The sequence below is a fragment of the Streptomyces sp. NPDC049915 genome (assembly GCF_040656475.1).
GTDB lineage: Bacteria > Actinomycetota > Actinomycetes > Streptomycetales > Streptomycetaceae > Streptomyces.
In genome coordinates, this window is record NZ_JBFAMH010000013.1 from 18858 (window position 1) to 40170 (window position 21313).

General features: G+C 73.3%; 15 protein-coding genes. 2 read left to right on the top strand and 13 right to left on the bottom strand.

Translation table 11 applies throughout. The features are described from left to right. Nucleotides 1–234: 234 nt before the first annotated feature. From fxsT to AB0J12_RS22735, 8 genes are all read right to left on the bottom strand, one after another. Nucleotides 235–4713 carry an FxSxx-COOH system tetratricopeptide repeat protein gene (gene fxsT / locus AB0J12_RS22700; RefSeq protein ID WP_363266172.1) on the bottom strand — a complete coding sequence of 1493 codons (4479 nt, stop codon included), beginning with the start codon at nt 4711–4713 and terminating at the stop codon, nt 235–237. 1 nt (nt 4714) lies between these two features. Continuing rightward, complete coding sequence (locus AB0J12_RS22705; RefSeq protein WP_363266173.1) at nt 4715–5764, bottom strand: MoxR family ATPase; 1050 nt, start codon at nt 5762–5764, stop codon at nt 4715–4717. Next, complete coding sequence (locus tag AB0J12_RS22710) at nt 5761–7311, bottom strand: hypothetical protein (RefSeq protein ID WP_363266174.1); 1551 nt, start codon at nt 7309–7311, stop codon at nt 5761–5763. The genes AB0J12_RS22705 and AB0J12_RS22710 overlap by 4 nt, the downstream gene beginning before the upstream one ends. A gap of 228 nt (nt 7312–7539) precedes the next feature. After that, entirely contained in the window at nt 7540–10086 is a 2547-nt protein-coding gene (locus AB0J12_RS22715; RefSeq protein WP_363266175.1) for a polynucleotide kinase-phosphatase, read from the bottom strand. Continuing rightward, the gene (locus tag AB0J12_RS22720) at nt 10083–11591 is read right to left on the bottom strand and encodes a 3' terminal RNA ribose 2'-O-methyltransferase Hen1 (RefSeq protein ID WP_363266176.1); all 1509 of its coding nucleotides are present in this window, start codon (nt 11589–11591) and stop codon (nt 10083–10085) included. Before AB0J12_RS22720 ends, AB0J12_RS22715 begins: the two co-directional genes overlap by 4 nt. Before the next feature lie 20 nt (nt 11592–11611). Then, nucleotides 11612–12802 (bottom strand): SGNH/GDSL hydrolase family protein, encoded by a 1191-nt coding sequence (locus tag AB0J12_RS22725; protein WP_363266177.1) that lies wholly within the window; start codon nt 12800–12802, stop codon nt 11612–11614. Then, a complete protein-coding gene (locus AB0J12_RS22730; RefSeq protein ID WP_363266178.1) occupies nt 12799–13380 on the bottom strand; it encodes a TetR/AcrR family transcriptional regulator in 582 nt (193 codons plus the stop codon). The genes AB0J12_RS22725 and AB0J12_RS22730 overlap by 4 nt, the downstream gene beginning before the upstream one ends. 387 nt (nt 13381–13767) lie before the next feature. Beyond that, the gene (locus AB0J12_RS22735) at nt 13768–14691 is read right to left on the bottom strand and encodes an LLM class F420-dependent oxidoreductase (protein ID WP_363266179.1); all 924 of its coding nucleotides are present in this window, start codon (nt 14689–14691) and stop codon (nt 13768–13770) included. Nucleotides 14692–14867: 176 nt separating this feature from the next. Between AB0J12_RS22735 and AB0J12_RS22740 the strand changes: the two genes are divergently transcribed. Continuing rightward, nucleotides 14868–15032: a hypothetical protein gene (locus AB0J12_RS22740; RefSeq protein WP_363266180.1), complete on the top strand. Its 165-nt coding sequence runs from the start codon at nt 14868–14870 to the stop codon at nt 15030–15032. Nucleotides 15033–15239: 207 nt separating this feature from the next. On the opposite strand, the gene AB0J12_RS22745 is transcribed toward AB0J12_RS22740, so the two are convergent. The 4 genes from AB0J12_RS22745 to AB0J12_RS22760 all read right to left on the bottom strand — a co-directional run bounded on the left by AB0J12_RS22745 (nt 15240) and on the right by AB0J12_RS22760 (nt 17932). Beyond that, entirely contained in the window at nt 15240–15701 is a 462-nt protein-coding gene (locus AB0J12_RS22745) for a DUF6099 family protein (RefSeq protein WP_363266181.1), read from the bottom strand. A 182-nt stretch (nt 15702–15883) separates the two neighbouring features. Continuing rightward, entirely contained in the window at nt 15884–16255 is a 372-nt protein-coding gene (locus AB0J12_RS22750) for a nucleotide pyrophosphohydrolase (RefSeq protein WP_363266182.1), read from the bottom strand. After that, nucleotides 16252–17424 carry an ATP-binding protein gene (locus AB0J12_RS22755; protein WP_363266183.1) on the bottom strand — a complete coding sequence of 391 codons (1173 nt, stop codon included), beginning with the start codon at nt 17422–17424 and terminating at the stop codon, nt 16252–16254. Before AB0J12_RS22755 ends, AB0J12_RS22750 begins: the two co-directional genes overlap by 4 nt. Before the next feature lie 91 nt (nt 17425–17515). After that, complete coding sequence (locus AB0J12_RS22760) at nt 17516–17932, bottom strand: cell division protein SepF (RefSeq protein WP_363266184.1); 417 nt, start codon at nt 17930–17932, stop codon at nt 17516–17518. 198 nt (nt 17933–18130) lie between these two features. On the opposite strand from AB0J12_RS22760, the gene AB0J12_RS22765 reads away from it, so the two are divergent. Continuing rightward, a complete protein-coding gene (locus AB0J12_RS22765; RefSeq protein ID WP_363266185.1) occupies nt 18131–19876 on the top strand; it encodes a hypothetical protein in 1746 nt (581 codons plus the stop codon). A gap of 189 nt (nt 19877–20065) precedes the next feature. On the opposite strand, the gene AB0J12_RS22770 is transcribed toward AB0J12_RS22765, so the two are convergent. Beyond that, a complete protein-coding gene (locus AB0J12_RS22770) occupies nt 20066–21205 on the bottom strand; it encodes a helix-turn-helix domain-containing protein (protein WP_361788964.1) in 1140 nt (379 codons plus the stop codon). Between the last annotated feature and the right edge of the window lie 108 nt (nt 21206–21313).

A 21313-nucleotide genomic window follows, 5' to 3' on the forward strand; every position in this document is an offset into this window, starting at 1 on the left:
AAACCGCGACGCCAGGCGTTGCCCGAGGCGACCCAAGGCCGAAGGCCGGGGCGCGGCCGAGACCGCGACGCCAGGCCCGGTCAGGACGACCCCAGCCCGAACACCGAGCGCGGCGGGCCCGCGAGGCCAGGCCCAACCGGGACGGCGAAGGCCGGCCCCAACCGGGATCCCGGAAGCCGGCCCCGGTCGGGAAGAGCCGGAGATCGCAAGACCCCCACTGACGCCGCCGGCAGGCTACAGCGGCATCGGGGCCATGTCGCACTCGATGCGGCGGCGTTTGCGGGCCGCCTGGAGCCAGGGGTGGTCGGGGCGGACCACGCCGCCGGAGAAGCCGTCGACCGCCTTACGTTCCAGTTCGTCCGCCTCCCGGCCGCGGCCCAGGCCCCGCAGGTCCAGCGCGAGGTTGGCGGTGCAGGACAGGGTCAGCGGGTGCGTCTCCCCCGCGACCTCGGTGAGCAGCGGCAGGTTGGCCTCGTCGATCTCGCGCGCCCGCTCGAAGTCCAGTCCCGCGTACGCCGTGTTGGCCTGGCCGATGGCGACGGTCAGGGTCGTGACATGGCGCGGCCCGACCGTCTCCGCCAGCCGCAGCGCCGCGTCGTCCTCCAGTTCCTGCGCCTCGTCGAGCGCGCCCAGCGCCCGCAGCGTGGCGGCCAGGTTGGCCTTGGTCAGCAGGGTGTAGGCGTGGTTCTTGCCGAGCCGCTGCTCGTAGCGCAGCAGGGTGACCTCGGCGAGCTTCCGGGAGCCGTCCAGGTCACCGGCGAGGCGCAGGTCGACGGAGACGTTGGTCGCCGTCGCGAGCGCGTCGAAGTGGTCCTGCCCGTAGCGGTTGGTGAACCGGCGCAGGGTCTGACCGGCCAGCTCCGCCGCGTCGCCGAGCGCCCCGTCGCGGCGCCGGCACACCGCGAGGTTGCGCGCGATGCGCAGGGTGAGCGGATGCTCCTCGCCCATGGTGTCGCGCGCCCGCCGGTGCACGTCCTCCTGGAAGTCGCGGGCGCCGGGATAGTCGCCGCCCTCACGCATGTCGATGGAGAGCGCGTTGAGGGTGTTGAGGGTGTAGAAGCTCGCCGGTCCGAACAGCAGGTCGCGCAGCCGGGCGTTCTCCTGGTCCAGGGCCAGCGCCTCCTGGAACTTCCCGCACAGCCGCAGCTCCACGCCGTAGGAGTGGGTGGCGCGCAGGGTGATGGGGTCGTCGGTGCCGAACAGGGAGCGGGCCAGCTCGTACGCCTCCTTCGCCACGTCCCGGGCCTCGGAGACGCGGCCCTGGTAGCCGTAGGCGTCGGCCATCTCGCACAGGGAGTCGATCAGGACCTCCGGCTCGGCGTCGATGCGCCGGGAGATCTCCAGGGCCCGCTCGGTGAGCGGGATGGACTCGCCGACCTCGCCGATCTGGCGCAGCAGCCACGCGAAGCACTTCACCATCCGGATGACCTGGATGTCCTCCTCGCCGGAGGCGGCCACCCAGGCCGTCCACGCCTGCCGGGCGAGCGCGGCGGCGCCTTCGTGGTCGCCCCAGTAGTAGAGGAACCACACAGTGTCGGCGACCAGGTCGCGCACATAGTCGTCGGTGCTGGTCACGGCCTGCGAGGCGAGCACGTGCGGCAGCAGCGCCTGGTACGCGCGCCATTCGAGGGACGAGCCGGGCTGGCCGGGCTTGGCGGCCGACAGCAACTGGTGGGCCGCGTCGCGCATCTGCTCGCGCTCATCGACTCCCAGCTTGGCCAGGAGCACGGTCTGCAGCAGGCGGTGCATCTGGAGCGTGTCGGAGCGGGGGTCGACCCTGATCAGTGAGAACTGGCTCAGGTCGCGGATGGCGCGGTTCAGTTTGATCGACTCGCGCAGCAGCGGGTCGACCTCGGAGGTGATGCTCACCCCGCGGCTGCCGCGCAGCATGGAGCGCGGGATCGGCTCGGGGGCCATGCTGGCGCAGATGTCGAGGAGTTGCCGGGCTCCGGGGTTCTTCTCCTTGATCCGGTCCAGGGAGATGTTCCAGGCGGCCGCGACGGAGACCGGGTAGTCGGGCGACGGGTCGAGTTCGAGGATCTCGGGGCTGCGCTGGGCGAGGGCGTCCAGGTACTCGTCGACCTGCATGCCGGTCACCGCCCGCCAGGCGCCGGCCTGCTCGACGGCGAGCGGCAGGTCGCCGAGGGCCTCGGCGAGACGCTCGGCGTCCTCGTTGCTCAGGTCCGGCGAGCGCTTCTGCAGCAGCTCGACGGATTCCGCGCGTTCGAAGACGTTCACCGGCAGCGAGGTCGCCACCCGCTCCCAGCCGCGGTTCCGGGAGGTGACGATGACCTTTCCGGGGCCGTTGGTCGGGAAGTAGTTGCGGACCTTGTCGATGTCCTCGGCGTTGTCGAAGACGAGCAGCCAGTTGTCGTACGGCTTGCCCGTGCGCAGGGCCTCCAGGACGGCCGGCACGGCGGTGTTGGCGGCAGGGGCGGCGGCGCTGTCCTGTCCGGTGGGCGCAACGCCCAGCTGGGCGGCGAGGCTGGCCAGCGCGGCCAGGATGAGGCTCTCCCGCTCGGCGGGGATCCAGCAGATCACCTTGTAGTCGTGCTGGTGGGTGTAGATGTACTCCAGCGCCAGCTGGGATTTGCCGACACCGCCCAGGCCGTGCAGCGCGTTGGGCAGCACGGCCGTCGTGTCCTGGGCGCTGAGCTGCTCCTCCACGGCCCTGAGCAGCACCCGGCGGCCGACGAACGAGGTGTTCCTGAGCGGAACGTTCACCAGGAGGGCCGGCGTCGCGGTCGTGGTGCTCTGCATGAGCGGTTCAGCCTCCGGGGCTTGTGGTTGGGTAGCGTCGGTCACCAGGCTCACGTGGTCTCCAGCGGTCTCGGGTTCGGTCGACGCTGGATCACTGCCTTCCGGACCCGGGGGAGCGAGCACCGCGTCCCCCTGGTTCACCGCTGTGGGTGAAGCATTCGACAAACCGGTGCCCACCCGTTCAGCCGAACCGGCGTCGCCGAACGCCCGGCCGCCGGACGGCCGGTCGCCGTAGGGGGACAGCTGCGGCTCGATGCGCCGGGCGCGCTCGCCGTACGGCCCGGCCAGCGCCCGCATGACGGCGAGTTCGCTGCGGGCCCAGCCTCGGGCGGCCGGGTCGGGCAGCCTGGCGCCCCCGGGGTCGCGCAGCGCGGCACGCAGCGCCACGCCCCGCTCCCCCGCGGCGGGCAGGTCGCCCACCACGCTGACGGTCCGGGCGAGTTGGGAGCGGGTGGTGGTGGCGAGCAGCGCCTCGCGCACCCCGTCGGCGAACTCGGGGTGGTCGTCATCGCGGTCCCAGTCGATCAGTCCGCCCATGAGGATCTCGGCGAGGTGGTCGGGGCGGGTCTCCGGCATGGTGCGCCGGCGCAGTTGCTCCACGAGGTCGAAGTCGAAGGGAATGGCGGCTAGTTGGGCGGCCAGGGCGCGGGCGGCGGGGGTGGCGAGGGTGAGGAACCGGCGTACGGCGGCGGCCGCGGCGCGCGGGAAGCGCGGCGCGCGCAGTCCGGGGGCGGGCGCGCCTTTGCTGAGGGTGCCGGCCAGGACGACGGGCAGCGCGCGGCGCACTCCGCGTTCACCGGTGACGAGGTCGGCCCAGGCGGCGATCGAGCCGTGCCGCAGGGAGAGCAGGGGCACGGGGACGGCGCCGTCGCCGGCGGCGGGCAGCGGCCGCAGCGGGTCGGGGCCGCCGGGTGGCGCCCAGTGCCGCAGCGAGGCGTTGGCGGCGCCGAAGCCGCCGGCCTCCAGCGTGGCGTCGTAGGGGTTGAGGGAGGTGCGGTGGCGCAGGTGGGGCGGCAGCAGGTGGACGACGGCGGTGGGGCCCGCGTGCGCGAGGCGGCCGAGCAGGGTGTCGGCGGCGGTCGCGGCCCAGCCGTGGGCGAGTCCGTCGGTGACGAGGAGGAAGACGCGGCCGCCGCGGCCGTCGAGGAGTTCGGCCGGGTCGGCGGCCTCCCGCCCGGTGGGCCAGCGCAGGGTGGCGGTGCCGGTGCGGGGGACGGTGACGCGGACGGTGCGCACCCCGCGGAAGGCGCCGCTGTGTTCGGCGGCCTCGGCGAGGCGGGCGACGGGGTCCTCCCAGATCCGCATGGTCGGCGCGGCGTCCACGAGGAGGACCAGGTCGAAGGCGCAGGTGCGGGCGGGGCGCAGGAAGGGCAGCCACAAACCGTCCACGACTCCCTGTTCGGCGGTGGTCTCCTCGTCGAGTTCGAGGGTGTCGCGGGATGGGATGCGGCGGGCGAGCCGGTGCAGGGCGCGGGCGAGCAGGGCGGTGGCCCTGCCGGGTCCGGGCTGGGGCGGCTCGTCGGCGGGCAGCAGCGGGCGGCCGAGGTGCAGCGTGCGGGTGCCGGCGGGGTCGGGTAACAGCCAGGCGGCGCGGACCGCTTCGCCGGTCACGGGCCCGGGAACGGGGTCGCTCTCGGGCTGCGTGGACGGGGGCGGATGGTGCGGGAGCGCGGAGGGCACGTCGGGGGCGAGGTCTTCGTCGGGCGGGGTGAGCGGGGGCCGTTCGGCCGGTGCCGCCGCGTCCGTGGGTGTGTCCGGGCGGGTACCGGCGTCCGCGCTGGGAGCGGGGCCCGGGTCGTGCCGGGCCCAGTGCGCGGCGAGCCACACCGCGTCGGCGATCTCCTGCCAGTGCGGCAGGGAGGGCTCCGGTTCGGGGAACGCCGAAGGAGGCGACGACCACCCCGTGACGGGTCCGCCGTCGCCCAGTCCGGATGCGCGCTCCCTACCGGTCAATTCAGCGGCCCTTCGCGAGGTCGCGGAGCAGCGTTTCGACGAGCTTACGCCCGTCACCATCCGTCTGGAAACCACCCGCCGTAGTCATCTGGACAGCGTTGAGTAGCTGATCGAGGCTGTGGGTGCCACCCGCCTGGACGCGCTGGACGAACTCCTCCACCAGCTCCTCGGCGCCCTCGGGCCGGGTGCCGAGGTGCCCCTCGATCATCGCCAGCAGCCGTTCGCGGCCGGGTGGGCGCATCTCCAGGGGCAGGCACCGGCGCCGGAAAGCGGCCGGAAACTCACGTTCCCCGTTGCTGGTGATCACCACGACCGGGAACTCCCGGCACTCCACGCGCCCGTGTCGCACGTCGGCGCGGCCTCCGGGGTCGCTGGTGTGGACGCGTGCCGTGTCGGCGGCGTCGCGCACCAGCTCCGGGACGTCATAGCTTCCGTTCTCCAGGACGTGCAGCAGGTCGTTGGGCAGGTCGATGTCGCTCTTGTCGAGTTCGTCGACAAGCAGCACCCGGGGACGATCGTAGGGCAGCAGGGCGGTGCCCAGGGGCCCCAAGGTGACGAAGTCACCCAGTCGCGGCGGGAGTTGACTCTCTCTTGGCTCGGGCCGGGATTCGGCGCCCGGCAGTGCGGCCTGCCAGGCGGCGATCGCCTGGGCGCGGCCCATGGCGTCATGGACGTACAGGCCGTCCTTGAGGGTGGTGCGGCTGACGATGTTCCATTCGAGCACCCGGCCGAGGCCCAGTTCGCGGGCGATCAGATAGGCGAGGGTGGACTTGCCGACGCCGGGCGGGCCGGTGATCAGCAGGGGCCTGCGCAGCACCAGCGCGGCGTTGACGACGTCGATCTCGTCGGCGTCGAGCCGGGGGGCGAGGTCGCGCGGGCCCAGGCGGCGCTGGGCGGCCTCGGGGTCGTCGGGCGGCGCCGGCTGCGGCGGGCCGCCGCGGAACCGGCGCCAGGGCGGCGGTTCCGGCAAGGGGGGCGGGGCGGCCCGGGGCCGCCCGGTGGCGTCGAAGACGCGCCAGCCGCCGCCTGCCGTGTGCTCCTGCGCGCTCATGCCGGTGCCTCCTCGCTGGCGAGATCGCCGGGATCGGGGGTCTGAAGGTCGACGAGCCGGGTCGGATCGTCCCAGAAGAAGCCGATGTGCCGGCCGAGCAGACGGCCGGGCCCCTCGGTGTGCCGGGCGGCGCTCTGCCGCAGCCGGTGGACCACGGCGGGGATCTGCGCGGGGGTGGGCACGGCGGCGAACACGGCGGTCACCACTTCGCGCCGCTCCTCCGGGAACACTCCCCTGCAGTCCCAGACGGCCAGCCCTATCCCTTCCGCGATGGCGGCCTTGAGCGCCTCCAGCGCGGGCGCGCTGTCCGGGGCGTCCAGCACGACCGCCGTGTGGGAGGTCTCCCCGGCGAGTTCGGCCTGCCACGCGTCGAGCCGCTCGGCGTCCGGTTCGCTCCAGTGGTGCACCCCGACGCCGCCCTGCCGCAGGGTGTCCCAGCGCTGCTGCCACTGCTCGCGCACCATGCCGTCGCGCGAGCGCATCCGCTCCAGGGAACGCAGATGGATCCCGTACCGGGTGCCGAGCGCGAGGGGGCGCCCGTCGCCGACCCGGTACGGCAGCGCGGCCACATCGTGGTTGAGGAGGTCGTACGGAAGGACGAATTCCACGTACGGCGGCGGGGGCCGGCGCCCGCTCGGCTGCGGCTCGGGCGGGACGGTCCACAGCCGGGCGCCCTGCCGCAGGGCGGCTTCGACGGCGGGGCCGAGGCCGTCGAGGGTGGTGGTGACGGGTTCGCAGGGCTGTGGGTCCCAGTGGCCGGGGACGGTGTTGAGCCAGGGGCGCACCAGCACCTCGCCGGTGCCGTCCCGGGCGGGTTCCACGGCGACGATCAGACAGCGCGGGATGTCGGGGTCGGCGGCCGCCGCGGGGCGGGCGCCGCGGCGCTGTTCGAGCTGTGCGGCGAGGCCGGCGCGGCGGGCCCAGTCGCCGGCCCAGCCGGACAGGGCGGTGCGGTGGGCGGGCGTGGCGGCGAGGGCCGCGGCCCGGTCGAGGAGGAGCACGGCGGGCGGGAGGCCGTCGGGCTGGGCGTTGCACTCCAGGACGTAGCCGAAGAGCTGGTCGGGGGTGAGGCCGAGGGGGAGGAACAGTCCGTTGAGTTCCTGGACGAGGTCGTCGCGCAGCCGGCCGGCGGGCAGCTCGCCCTTGGCGAGGACGGCGCGTGCGCTGTTCTCGTCGACGCGGGTGAGCGGGCCGGGCAGCAGGTCGTCCTCGATCGGCGGGGCGGCGGGTTCCAGCAGCCCCTCCAGCCGGTCGCCGGCCGGGCCGCCCTCGAAGACGCGCACCATGTCCACCAGGACGCGCTCGCCGCCCTCGACGTTCAGCGCGGCGCGCACCAGGGTCACGACGTCCTCGCGCTGTTTGACGCCGCGGAGGTCGACCGGGCGGCGCAGGTGGTCACCGAGGATGGCGGCGAACTGGACGCGCCCCTGGGCGTCCTCCATGCAGCTCAGCTCGCACAGCGCGTCGGTGAGATGTAACAGCAGGCCCACGCCCTGCGCGTGCCCGGATGCGTCCTCGGGTCCGAACGACCCCGCGCCTGTCTTCACCGACTTTCCCCCTGAGTCGGTTCACCTGCCTGACCGACCAGCGAAGTTAGCACGGCAACCAGCGGTTAACCAGGGACGAACGGGACTTGCGTCATGATGTCCGGCCAGGACCGCCCCACCGGGGACGACCTGGCCGGAACCGATCGCCCGGGCGGCCGGGAACCTCCGTTCGGGGCGGCCCGGAGGAGCCCCTTACCCGAAGAACGCGGCCGCCGCGATGCACACGGCTCAGAGCCGGGGGTCCACCGGCTCCGACTCCAGTGCCAGCACGCCGAACACCGCCTCGTGCACCCGCCACAGCGGCTCGCCCTCCGCGAGCCGGTCCAGGGCCTCCAGACCCAGGGCGTACTCGCGCAAAGCCAGCGACCGCTTGTGGTTGAGGAACCGCTGCCGCAGCCGGGCCAGGTGGCCCGGGCGGGTGTACTCCGGACCGTAGATGATCCGCAGGTACTCGCGGCCGCGGCACTTGATGCCGGGCTGCACCAGCCGGCCCTCCGGGCCGCGCACCAGTGCGCCCAGCGGCTTGACGACCATGCCCTCGCCGCCGCGGCCGGTCATCTCCAGCCACCAGTCGACGCCCGCCTGCACCGACTCGGGGTCGCCGGTGTCGACGTACAGCCGCCGGGTGGTCTGGAGGAGACCGGTGCCGTCGTGCTCCACCAGCTGGTCGAGCAGGGCGAGCTGCTCGTCGTGCGGCAGCGCGGCGAGGCTGCGGCCCTGGACGGCGAGGATCTGGAACGGCGCCAGGCGCACGCCGTCCAGGCCGTCGGTGGTCCAGCAGTAGCGGCGGTACGCCTCGGTGAACGCGGCGGCATCGGCGGCCCGGTCCCGCTGGCGGGCGAGCAGGCCGGTCACGTCGACGCCCCGGGCCGCGGCGCCCTCCAGCGCGGCCAGCACGCCCGGGAACACCGCGCCCGACGCGGCGCCGACGGCCGCGTACTGCGAGCGCAGCAGCCCGGAGGCCTTCAGCGACCACGGCATGAGCTCGGCGTCGAGCAGCAGCCAGTCGGTGTCGAGTTCGCTCCACAGGCCGGCCTCGCCGATCGCCGTGCGCAGCCGGCCGAGGATCTGCTCGGTGACCGACTCGTCGCTGAAGAACGGCCGCCCGGTCCGCGTGTACAGGGACCCGGTCGGTCCGTCCACGCCGAACCGCTTGCGGGCCGCCTCCGCGTCCCGGCACACCAGGGCGACCGCCCGCGAGCCCATGTGCTTCTCCTCGCACACGACCCGCTCGACCCCGTCCGCCGCGTAACTCGCGAACGCCTCCACCGGGTGCTCCAGGTAGCCCTCCACCTTGCTGGTAGCGGTGGGTGCCATGGTCGGCGGCAGGTACGGCAGCAGCCGCGGGTCGGTCGCGAAGCGGCTCATCACCTCCAGCGCGGCGGCCGCGTTCTCCTCCCGGACGGCGACCCGCCCGGCGTGCCTGGTCTCCACCGCTCGGCGTCCGTGCACGTCGGCCAGGTCCAGCGGCCGGCCGTCGTGTCCACCGGGCGCCTCGGCGCGCAGCGGCTTGACCGGCTCGTACCAGACCCGCTCGGCCCGTACGTCGACCAGCTCCCGCTCCGGCCAGCGCAGCGCGGTCAGCTTGCCGCCGAAGACGGCGCCGGTGTCCAGGCAGATGGTGTTGTTGAGCCAGGTGGCCTCCGGGACGGGCGTGTGGCCGTAGACCACGGCGGCCCGGCCGCGGTAGTCCTCGGCCCACGGGTAGCGCACCGGCAGCCCGAACTCGTCGGTCTCGCCGGTGGTCTCGCCGTACAGGGCGTGCGAGCGGACCCGGCCGGAGGTGCGGCCGTGGTACTTCTCCGGCAGACCCGCGTGGCAGACGACGAGCCGGCCGCCGTCGAGGACGTAGTGGCTGACCAGGCCCTCGATGAACTGCCGTACCTCGCCCTTGAACTCCTCGCTCTCGCCCTCCATCTGGGCGATCGTCTCGGCGAGGCCGTGGGTGTGCTGGACGGCGCGGCCCTTGAGGTGGCGGCCGAACTTGTTCTCGTGGTTGCCCGGCACGCACAGTGCGTTGCCCGACTTCACCATGGACATCACACGGCGCAGCACGCCCGGGCTGTCCGGGCCGCGGTCGACGAGGTCGCCGACGAACACGGCGGTACGGCCTTCCGGGTGGACGCCGTCGGCATAGCCCAGCTTGCCGAGCAGCGCCTCCAGTTCGGACGAGCAGCCGTGGATGTCGCCGACGATGTCGAACGGGCCGGTGAGGTGCGTGAGGTCGTTGAACCGCTTCTCGGTGACGACCGTGGCGTGCTCGATCTGGTCCACGCCGCGCAGCACGTGCACCTTGCGGAAGCCTTCGCGCTCCAGGTGGCGCAGGGAGCGCCGCAGTTCGCGGATGTGCCGCTGGATGACCCGGCGCGGCATGTCGGCCCGGTCGGTACGGGCCGCGTTGCGCTCGGCGCACACCTCCTCGGGGACGTCGAGGACGATGGCGATGGGCAGCACGTCGTACTGCTTGGCCAGGTCGATCAGCTGCCGTCGGGCGTCCTGCTGGACGCTGGTGGCGTCCACGACGGTGCGGCGGCCGGCGGCGAGCCGCTTGCCGGCGATGTAGTGCAGGACGTCGAAGGCGTCGCGGGTCGCGCTCTGGTCGTTCTCGTCGTCACAGACCAGGCCGCGGCAGAAGTCGGAGGAGATGACCTCGGTGGGCTTGAAGTGGCGGCGGGCGAAGGTCGACTTGCCCGAGCCGGAGGCGCCGACGAGGACGACGAGGGAGAGGTCGGTGACGGGCAGCACACGGCCCTCGGTGGTGGTGGTCTCGGTCATGCCGCCTTCGCCTCCTTCTCGCTCTTCTCGGCCTTGTCGAGCTTCTCGGTCTTCTCTGTCTTCTCGGTCTTCTTCAGGAACACGGCCATCTGGGTGGGCGGGCCGACCTCCGGGTCGTCCGGGCCCACCGGGCGGAACTCCACGTCGTAGCCGTGCCGTTCGGCCACCGCGTGCGCCCAGGCTCGGAACTCCTCGCGCGTCCACTCGAAGCGGTGGTCGCCGTGCCGGACATGTCCGGCCGGGAGGGACTCCCAGCGCACGTTGTACTCGACGTTCGGGGTCGTCACGACGACCGTGCGGGGGCGGGCGGAGCCGAACACCGCGTACTCCAGCGCGGGCAGCCGGGGCAGGTCGAGGTGCTCGATCACCTCGCTGAGCACGGCAGCGTCGTAGCCCTTGAGCCGGGTGTCGGTGTAGGCGAGGGAGCCCTGGAGCAGCTTGACCCGTGCCGCCTGCCGCTCACCCATCCGGTCCAGCTTCAGCCGCCGGGAGGCGATGGTGAGCGCTCGCACCGACACGTCGACGCCGACGATCTCGGTGAACCGCGCGTCCTTCAGCAGCGCCTGCACCAACTGGCCCTGTCCGCAGCCGAGGTCGAGCACCCGGGCGGCTCCGGTCTCGTGCAGGACGGCCGTGATGGCGTCGCGGCGCCGCACGGCGAGCGGGGTCGGCTTCTCCTCCTCCTCGGTCTCCGCGGCGACGGCGTTGTCGATCTCCTCGACGTCCGCGTCGTCGGTCTCGGCGAGCCGCACCAACTCCAGCCGTTCCATCGCCTGCCGGGTGAGCGACCAGCGGCGGGACAGGAAACGGCTGGTGATCAGCTTCTGCTCCGGGTGGCCGGGCAGCCAGCCCTCGCCGGCCCGCAGCAGCTTGTCGACCTCGTCGGCGGAGACCCAGTAGTGCTTGGCGTCGTCCAGCACGGGCAGCAGGACGTACAGGTGCCGCAGCGCCGCGGAGAGGGTCAGCGCCTGCGACTGGAGGACGAGACGCACGTAGCGCGAGTCGCCCCACTCCGGGAACTCGCTGTCCAGGGCGACCGGTTCGGCGCTCACCGTCCAGCCGAGCGGCTCGAAGAGTGCGCGTACCAGGGCCGGACCTCCCCGGGCGGGCAGCGCGGGTACGTCGATGCGCAACGGCAACGGTTCGGCGGCGCGCTCGGGGCGGGCGGTGCACACCCCGCGCATCGCGCTGGAGAACACGCTGCTCAGCGCGACGGCGAGGAGCGAGGACGCCGCGTACGGGCGGTCGTTGACGTACTGCGCGAGGGCCGCGTCGGGTGCGCCGCCGCGGCCCTTGCCCTTGCCGCGCCGCACCAGCGCCACCGGATCGACCTCCAGCAGCAGCGCCGCCGTGCAGCGCTCGGCGTCCGCCTCGGGGTAGAGGACGTGCGCGGTGCCGTAGGAGGTGGAGAACGCCTGCGCCTTCTCGGGATGCTTGTGCAGCAGGAAACCGAGGTCGGTCGCCGGGCGTTCCGCCGTGCCGGTGGTGCTGATGGTCAGGAACATGTGAGCGAGTTTCCCGGCCGTCAGGCGGCCGGGCCACCGGTTTTCGCCACGACCTCCGGGAGCGTCCTGTGCAGGACGTCCGCGAACCGGGTGCCGATACGGCGGTGGGTGGCGCCGTCGGGATGGAGCCCGTCGGGCAGCGGCAGCTCGGCGTGGTCGTCCTCGCCGTACAGCTCGCGGCCGTCGAGGTAGCGCAGGTGCGGGTCCTCGGCGGAGCGCTCGGTGACGATCCGGGACAGTTCCTCGCGGATGACGGTGAGGGTCAGTTTCCCGGCGGCGACCTCCGCCGGGTCGCCGGTGGCGCGGAAGTTCAGCCGCCCCTCGGCGAGCGCCGCGAAGTCGAAGGCGCCGGGCCCTGGCGTGTCCTCGTGCATCGGGCAGTACAGCGGGGAGACGACCGTGAGCGGTGTCGTCGGGTGCCCCTCGCGGACGGTGTCGAGGAAGCCGTGGACGGCCGGCCCGAAGGCGCGCCTGCGCATCAGGTCGGCGTTGACCAGGTTGATGCCGATCTTGAGGGTGATCAGATCGGCGGGGGTGTCCCGGATCGCGCGTGCGGTGAACGGGTCGAGCAGCGCGCTGCCGCCGAAGCCGAGGTTGATCAGCTCCACTCCGGCGAGCCGGGCGGCGAGCGCCGGCCAGGTGGTGGTCGGTCCGTCCGCGTCGGACCCGTGGCTGATGGAGCTGCCGTGGTGCAGCCATACGGGGCGGCCCCGGTCGGGGGCCGGCTCGACGGGGGCGTCGGTGCGCAGGGCGACCAGTTCGGTGTGCTCGTTGTGCGGCAGCCAGATCTCGACGTCCTTGTCCCGGTCGGGCAGACCGGAGAAGCGCAGGGTGCGCACCGGGCCGGGGCGGATGTCGGAGGCGCCGGTGGTCAGGTCGATCGTGACGGTGTTGCCGTCGTCCGCGGTGGCGCTGCCGGCCGGGCGGCCGTCGACGAGCAGCTCGTACACGCCGTGCGGGCGGGGCGGGGCGCCGCGGTAGACGCGCTTGGTGGCCAGCACGTCCAGCTCGACGGCGGTGGCGCGGGTGCGCAGGGCCAGGCGGACGCCGCTGGGCTGCGACTCGGCGAGGGCGAGCTGCGGGTCGTCGTTCTGGGCGCGGGCACGGGCGGGCAGGCGGTGCGGCAGCAGCCCGTGCGCGGTGCGCTCCAGCTCGAGGGCGCCGCGCAGGTGGGCGGCGGTGAGGGGGGTGGTGATCCAGTCGGCGGTCATCGGGGTCCTCCGGGTGCGGGCCAGTTCCGCAGCAGGGCGTCGAGGGCGTCCAGGACGCGTTCCCAGCTCTCCTGGCTGTCGGGGGCGCTGTGAGCGAAGCCACCCCCCAGCTCGAGGCTGACGTAGCCGTGGAAGACGCTGCCCAGCAGCCGGACCGCGTGGGTCTGGTCGGGTTCGGTCAGGTCGTAGCCGCGCAGCAGCGCCCGGGTCATCCGCGCGTGCCGGACGCCCGCGCTCGCGGACGCGGTGTCGGGGTCGAGGGGCAGGCGGGTCGCGGCATAGCGGCCGGGGTGCTCGCGGGCGTAGTCGCGGTAGGTGTTGGCGAGGGCGGTCAGGGCGTCCTTGCCGGCCCGGCCGGCGAGTGCGTCGGCGGCCCGGTCGGCGAGTTCACCCAGCGCGAGCAGGGCGATGCCGGTCTTGAGGTCCTGGGAGTTCTTCAGGTGCGAGTACAGGCTCGCGACCTTGACGTCGAAACGCCGGGCGAGCGCCGAGACGGTCACCTGGTCGAAGCCGACCTCGTCGGCGAGTTCAGCACCCGCCCGGATCAGACGGTCGGCTGTCAGTCCTGCACGCGCCATGACCTTCCTCTCTTCTGCCATCAACGAGTATGCAGCTGCCTAAAGCTTGTAGGCAAATGCGGATGACATAAAGGAGGGCGGCGAGCCCTGCCCGAGGCCGCTCGGCCCCGGCGGTGCGGCGGTGCGGCGGTGCGGCGGTGCGGCGGTGTGGCGGTGCGGCGGTGCGGCGGTGTGGCGGTGTGGCGGATGATGCGGCGGGCGATGCGGGCGAGCCGTGCACGCCGGCCGTGCGCGCGGGCGGTGCGCGCGGGCGGTGCGCGCGGGCGGTGCGCGCGGGCCCGCCGGTCGCAGGCCCGGCCCGCCGGTTGCGGAACCGGCCCGGGGCGGCCCGTGCCCGCCCGCGACGGGCACGAACCCCGGGGCGGTCACGGGCGCGGTGCGCGGGGCCTACGACAGCTGGGACTGCACCTGGGCCGAGATCAGCTCCAGGTGGTCCAGGTCGGCCAGGTCGAGCACCTGGAGGTAGACGCGGCTCGAGCCGATCTCGGCGTACCGGCCGATCTTGTCGACGACCTCGGCCGGGGAACCGGCCAGGCCGTTCGCCTTCAGCTCGTCGACCTCGCGGCCGATGGCGGCGGCACGGCGGCCGACCTCGGCGTCGTCGCGGCCGACGCAGACGACGAGGGCGTTGGAGTACACGAGGTCGTCGCCCTTGCGGCCGCTCGCCTCGGCGGCGACGCGCACCCGGCCGAACTGCCGCTCGCTGTCCTCGACCGAGGCGAACGGGACGTTGAACTCGTCCGCGAAGCGGGCGGCCAGGCGCGGCGTGCGGGTGGCGCCGAGGCCGCCGACGAGGACCGGGATCTTCTCCTGCGCGGGCTTGGGCAGCGCGGGCGAGTCGGTGAGGTCGTAGTGGGTGCCGTGGAAGTCGAAGGTGTCGCCCTCCGGCGTCCCCCACAGGCCGGTGACGATCTCCAGCTGCTCCTCCAGGCGGCCGAACTTCTCCTTCGGGAAGGGGATGCCGTACGCCGTGTGCTCCTCCTCGAACCAGCCCGCTCCCAGGCCGAGTTCGACGCGGCCGCCGGACATCTGGTCGACCTGGGCGACCTGGATGGCGAGGACACCGGGCAGCCGGAAGGTGGCCGCGGTCATCAGTGTGCCGAGTCGGATACGGCGGGTCTCGCGGGCGAGGCCGGCGAGGGTGATCCAGGCGTCCGTGGGGCCGGGGAGCCCGTCGGTGTCGCCCATCCTCAGATAGTGATCGGAGCGGAAGAAGGCGTCGAAACCGAGGTCCTCGGTGGCCTTCGCCACGGTGAGGAGGGTGTCGTAGGTCGCGCCCTGCTGCGGTTCGGTGAAGATGCGAAGATCCATGCCCTCCATCCTCCACACCGCGGCCGCCGGTCCTGTCACCGGTCCCCGTGGCCTGGGCGTGGCGATGATCGTCGGCTCGGGCGGAGCCGGACCGCCCGGCGCCCGCGCCGGCGGTGACCGCCGTCGCGCCACCGCGCCGGTCCCCGCGAGGGGGGCCGTGGGCCGAGGAGGCCGTCATGTCCGATGAGTCCGTACGGGGCGTCGCCCGGCCGAAGCGGCTGCTGCAGCAGATGGAGGAGCTGATGGCGGCGCTGAACGCGGACCTGTCGGCACTCGACGCGGACCTCCAGTCGGCGACGGGCACCTCACGCATCCCCCGGGAGGAACCGGAAGCGAGCTGAGCCCTCGGGGAGCGGGTGCGGGTGCACGGCAGGGCTCGCCGCGGGCGCCGTGGCCGGGGGCGGGGGCGTCCGCCGTGGCGCCGCGGCCATAGACGGGGGCGACTGCCATTGGGGCACCGGCGCCAGGTGGGCGGACCGGCGGTCCGGCGGACCGGCGGACCGGCGGACGGACAACGAGCGTCACAGCGCTCCGCAGCCCGCGGCAGTTCACCGCTCCGGTAACGCCTCCTCGCGGGTGGCCAGTTTGCGGAGCATCCAGTGGATGCGGTCGCGCGATTCGTCGGCCGCGTCGATCGCCTCCATGCACTGCCAGTACGTGCCCTCGCCGTCCGCCCCGCCGGCGATGCCGACGAGGGCGATGCCGACGTCGGCGAGCAGGGCGTCGAGCGCGAGCAGCGTCTGCCGGGCGTCGTCCAGGGCGGTGAGCTGAGCGGCGCGTAATTCGCCCGGGTCGAGGTCGGGCGGGTCCAGGACTCCGCAGCCGCGCCCCGCCAGCTCCGTCAGCCCCAGCGCCTCGCCGCGCAGTTCGGGCGGACCCGAGACCGCGAGACGGCTGCCGATCGCCTGGGCGAGGGCCTGCGCCTGCCAGACCTCTCGCAGGGTCCGCGACGGATCACTGCTCGCCGCCAGCGCCCGTCTGCTCGTCAGGATGAGCCTCACCGCGTCCATGCGCGCCCCCGGTGACGATCCGACGTGTGTCTCGCACGTCTGCCCGAACTCCCTTGTCCACTACCCAGCGTGAAGGCATGTGGGGCGAAAAGCCAGAGGAAGGCGGAAATCTGCGGACAACAAATCGATTTCGGGCGGCTGAACGACTGCGGAGAGTGAAAGCGGAGGCATCTCGTCCAACGTCAGCCGCCACCAACACCGTTGTCGTCTCCGCCTGTGTCCCCGCCCCCGGGCGCCGGGAACCGCTGCTCGTTCCGCTCGATCTTCTCCGCCAGAGCCGTCAGCGGGTCGACGCCGAGCACCTCGCATAGTTGCAGCAGATACGCGAGCACGTCGGCCACCTCGTCGCGGACCCGGTGGGCGGTGTCCGGGTCGCCCATCACCCCCGCCGACTCCTCCGGCGTCAACCACTGGAAGATCTCGACCAGTTCGGCGGCCTCCACGCTCAGCGCGGTCGCCAGGTTCTTGGGCGTGTGGTACGGCTGCCAGTTGCGGGCGGCCGCGAACTCGGCCAGCCTGCGCTGCAACTGCGCCAGATCCGGGTGCTTCGTCACGGGTCCAGGTGTACCACCGTGACGCCGTCGATCCCCGCCGCCCACGAGGCGTCGGCCACAGCGCCGACGCAGCGCATATGGCCGCGCTCGCCCATCCGCACCGCCAGCCGCGCGATCTCCGCGCGCTGCCGTGGGTCCAGGCAGCGGTCGAATCCGTCGGCGAGCACGGTGAGTTCCTGCAGGGCGGACGGCACCTCGCCGACCGGGTCGACCTCCAGAATGCCGGGCCCGGTGAGCAGCACCAGGGCCAGCGCGAGATAGCGCAACTCGCCGTCGCCGAGCCGGGCCAGCGCCGTAGGGGCGCCGCCGTCCCGTTCCAGCCAGGCCCGCACGGTCCCGTCGCTGTGGAGTTCGGCCACCACGTCGGTGGCGGGGACGGCGCAGCCGTCGCGCAGCGCGGCGACGAGCAGCGCGTGCCGGCGGCCGCACTCGGCGCGGGTGCGCCACAGGACGTCGGCGAGGTTGTCGCAGCCGGTGAGCAGCCGGCCGGAGCTGTTCGGGACGGGCGCCCGCATCCGGGAGGGGCGGGGGTCGCAGGCGAACACCGAGCGCAGTGCGACGAGGAGTTGCTCGGCGGCGGCCAGCACCTGGCGCTGCCCGTCCGTCTTGCCGGCGACGCGCAGCGGCAGCAGGGCGGTCCCGAGCCGGTCGTCGGGCAGCGGGGCGCGCGTCACCGGGGCGGAGCCGGCGGTGTGCCAGGCGGCCTGCACGGCGCGCCGCGTGGGATCGACGAGCGCGGTCTCCAGCAGGACGGTCCCGCCGGCGGTGAGGCGCTCCCCCACGACGCGCAGTTCGGGCTCGGCCTGTACGGCGAGGTCGAGCCGTACCGGGCCGACGGGACCGTCGGCCGTACAGCCGATGCGGAAGCCGCGCCGCCGCTGGGCGTCGGGCCGGGCCTGGTCCGGCACGCAGGAGAGCGGATCCGGGAAGACCTCTTCGAGTTCGGCGCCCGCGGCGAGCCGCGCGAGTGCCGTGTAGGCGCACAGCGCGCTCGACTTGCCGCTTCCACTGGGCCCGGCGAGCAGCGTGAACGCGCCGTCCAGGGGCAGAACGACTCGCCGGTGCACGGCGAAGGCGGACAGCCGCACCTCGGTGACCCGCGGCCGCACCGGCCTCACCACGTCCGGCTCCCGGGAAGCGGACAACGACGAAACGGAAGAAACGCCCATACGGCGGACGCTAGGCCCACCCGCGTCCAGCGAACCGTTACGCCGGGGTCAGCTTCCTCCTATCGAGGGACGCGCGGCGTGGACGCGCCCGTCAACTCCCCGACAACCCCGTGTTCTCCATCAGCCCGCTGACCTCCGTGCCGTGCGGGGTGAGCAGGAACACGTTGCGGTCGACGCGGTGCATGCCGCTGGCCAGACCGAAGACCACGCCGGTGGAGAAGTCGAGGACGCGCTTGGCGACCTCCGTCTCCGCACCGGTCAGGTCGAGGAGGACCGGAATGCCGGCCATCAGGGTCTCGGCGACCTCACGGGCGTCCGCGAAGACATTGACCCGCAACACCACGAAGCGGCGTCGCATCTCCGTCTCCGCCTCCGGCAGAGAGCGGTGGTTGACCGCTGACGGCCAGGAGTCGCGGCCGCGCAGGGGTACGACCTGGGCGAGCCCTTCCCACTGTTCATCGGTGACGTCGTAGCGGTTCACCGTTCCCCCGTTCCGACTCGCACTCATCTCCTGCACCAGGCAATTCTTACGCCACGTCACCTGTTCGGCCCAACAGCGACACGGTCCGCGACCGGGCGAGCCGGTCACACCGTCCCGTATGCCGACTTCCTCCCGGACTGCCACCGCTCATCTGGGTCACACCGGAATCTTCACCTCCGGCCGCACCCCGTTCACCGGGCGCTCTTAGCGTTCCATGCCGTGCACATGGCATACACCCAGCCGGCTGCTCCCGCTCGCCGCCCGCGGCCGGCGCCGGCCGCCCACCTCGAGCAGCCTCCGCCCGCGCAGTGGCACCGGGTCCTCACCCTGCTCGCCGCCATCAGCCTCTTCATCGGCACCCGCACCGTGTGGACGCAGGCGGCGACCCACCGGCTCCCCGTGGCCCTGGTGATCACGGCGTGCTACGCGTCGATCCTGGCGTGCGGGGTGCTCACCGTGGTGACCCGGCGTCACCGCACCTTGGCGCGCCTGGATGTGGCCGTCCTGCTGACCGCGGTGACGCTCACGCTGTGCACCTGGGTGATGAACCACAACGGCGCCGACGAGGCCGTACTGACCACCCAGGCCGCCCGCGAGCTGGTCGCCGGGCACCCCGTCTACGGACAGCCCTGGCCCTGGCTGTTCGGCCCCGGCATCGCCCTCACCCCCACCGTCGACGGCGGCTACGACTACACGTACGGCTATCCCCCGCTGGCCCCGCTGCTCACCGCGCCGTTCCTGTGGCTGGGCCACTCCGGCACCCCGGCGACGCTGGTCACCACGGCCGCGCTGCTGGTGGCCGCGGTCACGCTGTGGCGGATGCTGCCGGTGCCGTGGCGTTCGGCGGCGACGATGGTCTGCCTCGGCTTCGGCTTCCTGCCGTCCTACGCCCGCCTCGGCTACCCCGCGATACTGGGCCTCGCGCTGCTGGTCCCGGTGGTCGTGCGCTGGCCGAGGATCGGACAGGGCGGGCGGCTCGGCGCCGCCGGGATCGCCCGCGCCGCGTGCCTGGGCGCGGCCTGCGCGGCCCAGCAACTGCCGTGGTTCCTCACACCGTTCCTGCTGGCCGGCCTCTACGCGGTGCGCCGCGGCGAGCTGGGCGGACGCGAGGCCGGGCGGCTCCTGCTGCGGGTGCTCGGGATCGTCTTCGCCACCTGGCTGCTGATCAACACGTACTTCGTGGTGCACGAGCCGCGCACCTGGTTCGAGGGGATCCTGCTGCTGATCACGCAGGGCGCGGTGCTGCACGGCCAGGGCCTGAACGTCGTATCGCTGCTGCTGACCGACGGCAGTGACCGGCTGGACTGGTACGGGCACGCGAGCATGCTGCTGCTGGCCGGGCTGCTGGCGGTGTTCATGCTGTTCGTACGCCGCCTCGGGCCCGCGGCCACCGTGCTGCCGTGGTGCGCGTTCTATCTCGCGACGCGCTCCCAGGACGGCTACTACCTGCTGATGACGCCGCTGTGGCTGGCCGCCGTGGTGACGGCGCCGGCCGCCGAGTTCGCGGGCGCCTGGCAGCCGCGGCCCCGATGGCTGCCGGCCGGCCGGCGGCGCCGCCAGGCGCTGGCCGCGGCGGGCGCGCTGCTGCTGGCCCCGGCACTGGTGAGCGCCCTGGTCGCGGCGACGGGGACGCCACCGCTGCGGATGCGGGTCACCGAGGTGCGGCACGCGACGCCGAGCAAGGTGTCGCTGCTGACGGTACGCGTGACCAACACCGGCGACCACCCGCTCACCCCCCACTTCATGCTGACCACGGGCGAGGGCATGGGCCGCTACTGGACGGTGGTGCGCGGCCCGGCCACCATGCCGGCGCACGACACGGCCGTCTACGCACTGCGACCGCCCAAGGGCACGTTCCCCGTCTCCCGCAACAACGCGAAGGTCCGGGTCCGGCTGCGCGCGTTCACGGGCGACCCGCAGACCCTGTCGAGCGTGGACGTACGGCATCTGCTGCTGAGACCGCGCAGATGACGGACCGCACGGCGGAGACGAGCGACCCGCCCAGTAGTACTCGCGCAGGTGCAGAGCAGGGTTCTTCTTCCTTCCCATGCCCGGTACGGGAGAGCCGCCCCAGGTCGACCACGGGGACGCGGTGCTCGCGGGTGACCCCGCGCATGGTGCCGGCGTCCGCCGGGAGTTCGTGGACGGTCGAAGTACGCGTCAGCTGACCCGGAGACCGACCGCCAGCGTCAGTTCAAGGACCCGGTGTGGCGATGCGAGATCCGGAAACAGCTCCCGCAGCTGCGACATCCGGTACCGGACTGTCTGGGGATGGACGAACAACGCTGCCGCCACCTCGTCCCGCCTGCCCTGGTGCAACAGCCACGCCCGCAACGTCTCCTCCAGCCGCCGTGCGGTCGCGACAGGCAAGGTGTGCAACGGTGCGAGGGCTCGGGCACGCAGGTCTGCCAACGCGTCCACGTCGGCGCTCAGCACCAGCTCGGGCAGATGATCCTCGGTGTCGCGAATATCAGAGGAGAGGGAGCGCGCGCGTACGGCTCGTGCGTACGAGGCGGACGCACGAGTCCATGGCCGGGCCGGGCCGACCACTGCGGTGCGGTCGGTCAGCTGCCGCAAGAGATGTGATCGGTCGGCATCGGGGACGAGCAGCACACCGGTGGCGTCCGGCAGATCGTCGAGGACGAGGGTGCCCGGGTCGAGCGCCCGGTAGGCAGGCCGGGCCTGGGCGGCGGGCAGCAGGACCGCGGTCACCGAAACCGGAGGCTGCCACCCGGCCCGTTGAGCAGAGGCCAGCAACACGTCCGGGCTCGCGCCGGCGAGGAGGTCGCGAGCCAGGTGTTCCAGGTGGCGCTCGTGGGCCCTGCCCCGGGCGGCCAGTTCGTCCGCGTGGCCCGCGGCGCTCGCGGCGGAGAGCTCGTCGATGTAGGCGAAGGTCAGCTCGGCGAACTTGGCCACCTCGGCGGCGGGCAGACCTGCGGGTACGGCACCCGCTGCCAGGCATCGCCAGGCCACGCGGGCGCCGACGCGGTAGGCGCTGAGCAGGGCGTCCATCGAACGGCCGTCGCGCACCTCGCCGCGGCCCAGCTCGTAGGCTGCGTCACCGGCGTCGCCGCCCGTGGCGTTCCCGCTCGCGAGGTCCAGGTAGTGCCCCAGGGCGGTGCGGACGGCTCGGCGGATGGTGGCGCCCATGTGGCCCGACAGGGCGTTGGCGTAGGAGGGGACCTCGTCGATGATCGCCTGGACGACCTCGTCGGCGGTGGTCTTCAGCGCGGCCCTCAGTGCGGTGACCGTCGTCTCGTCCAGGGCCAGTTCGCTGGCCCTCCGGATTGCATGGCTCACGTCTTTGTTCCCTGCGAACAATTCAGCCGACCAGATTTACGTCCTGCGGTCAGGACTTTACGCCTTGAGGCGCAGCAAGCTGGAGTCATGACGAGTGCAGCCCTCCGC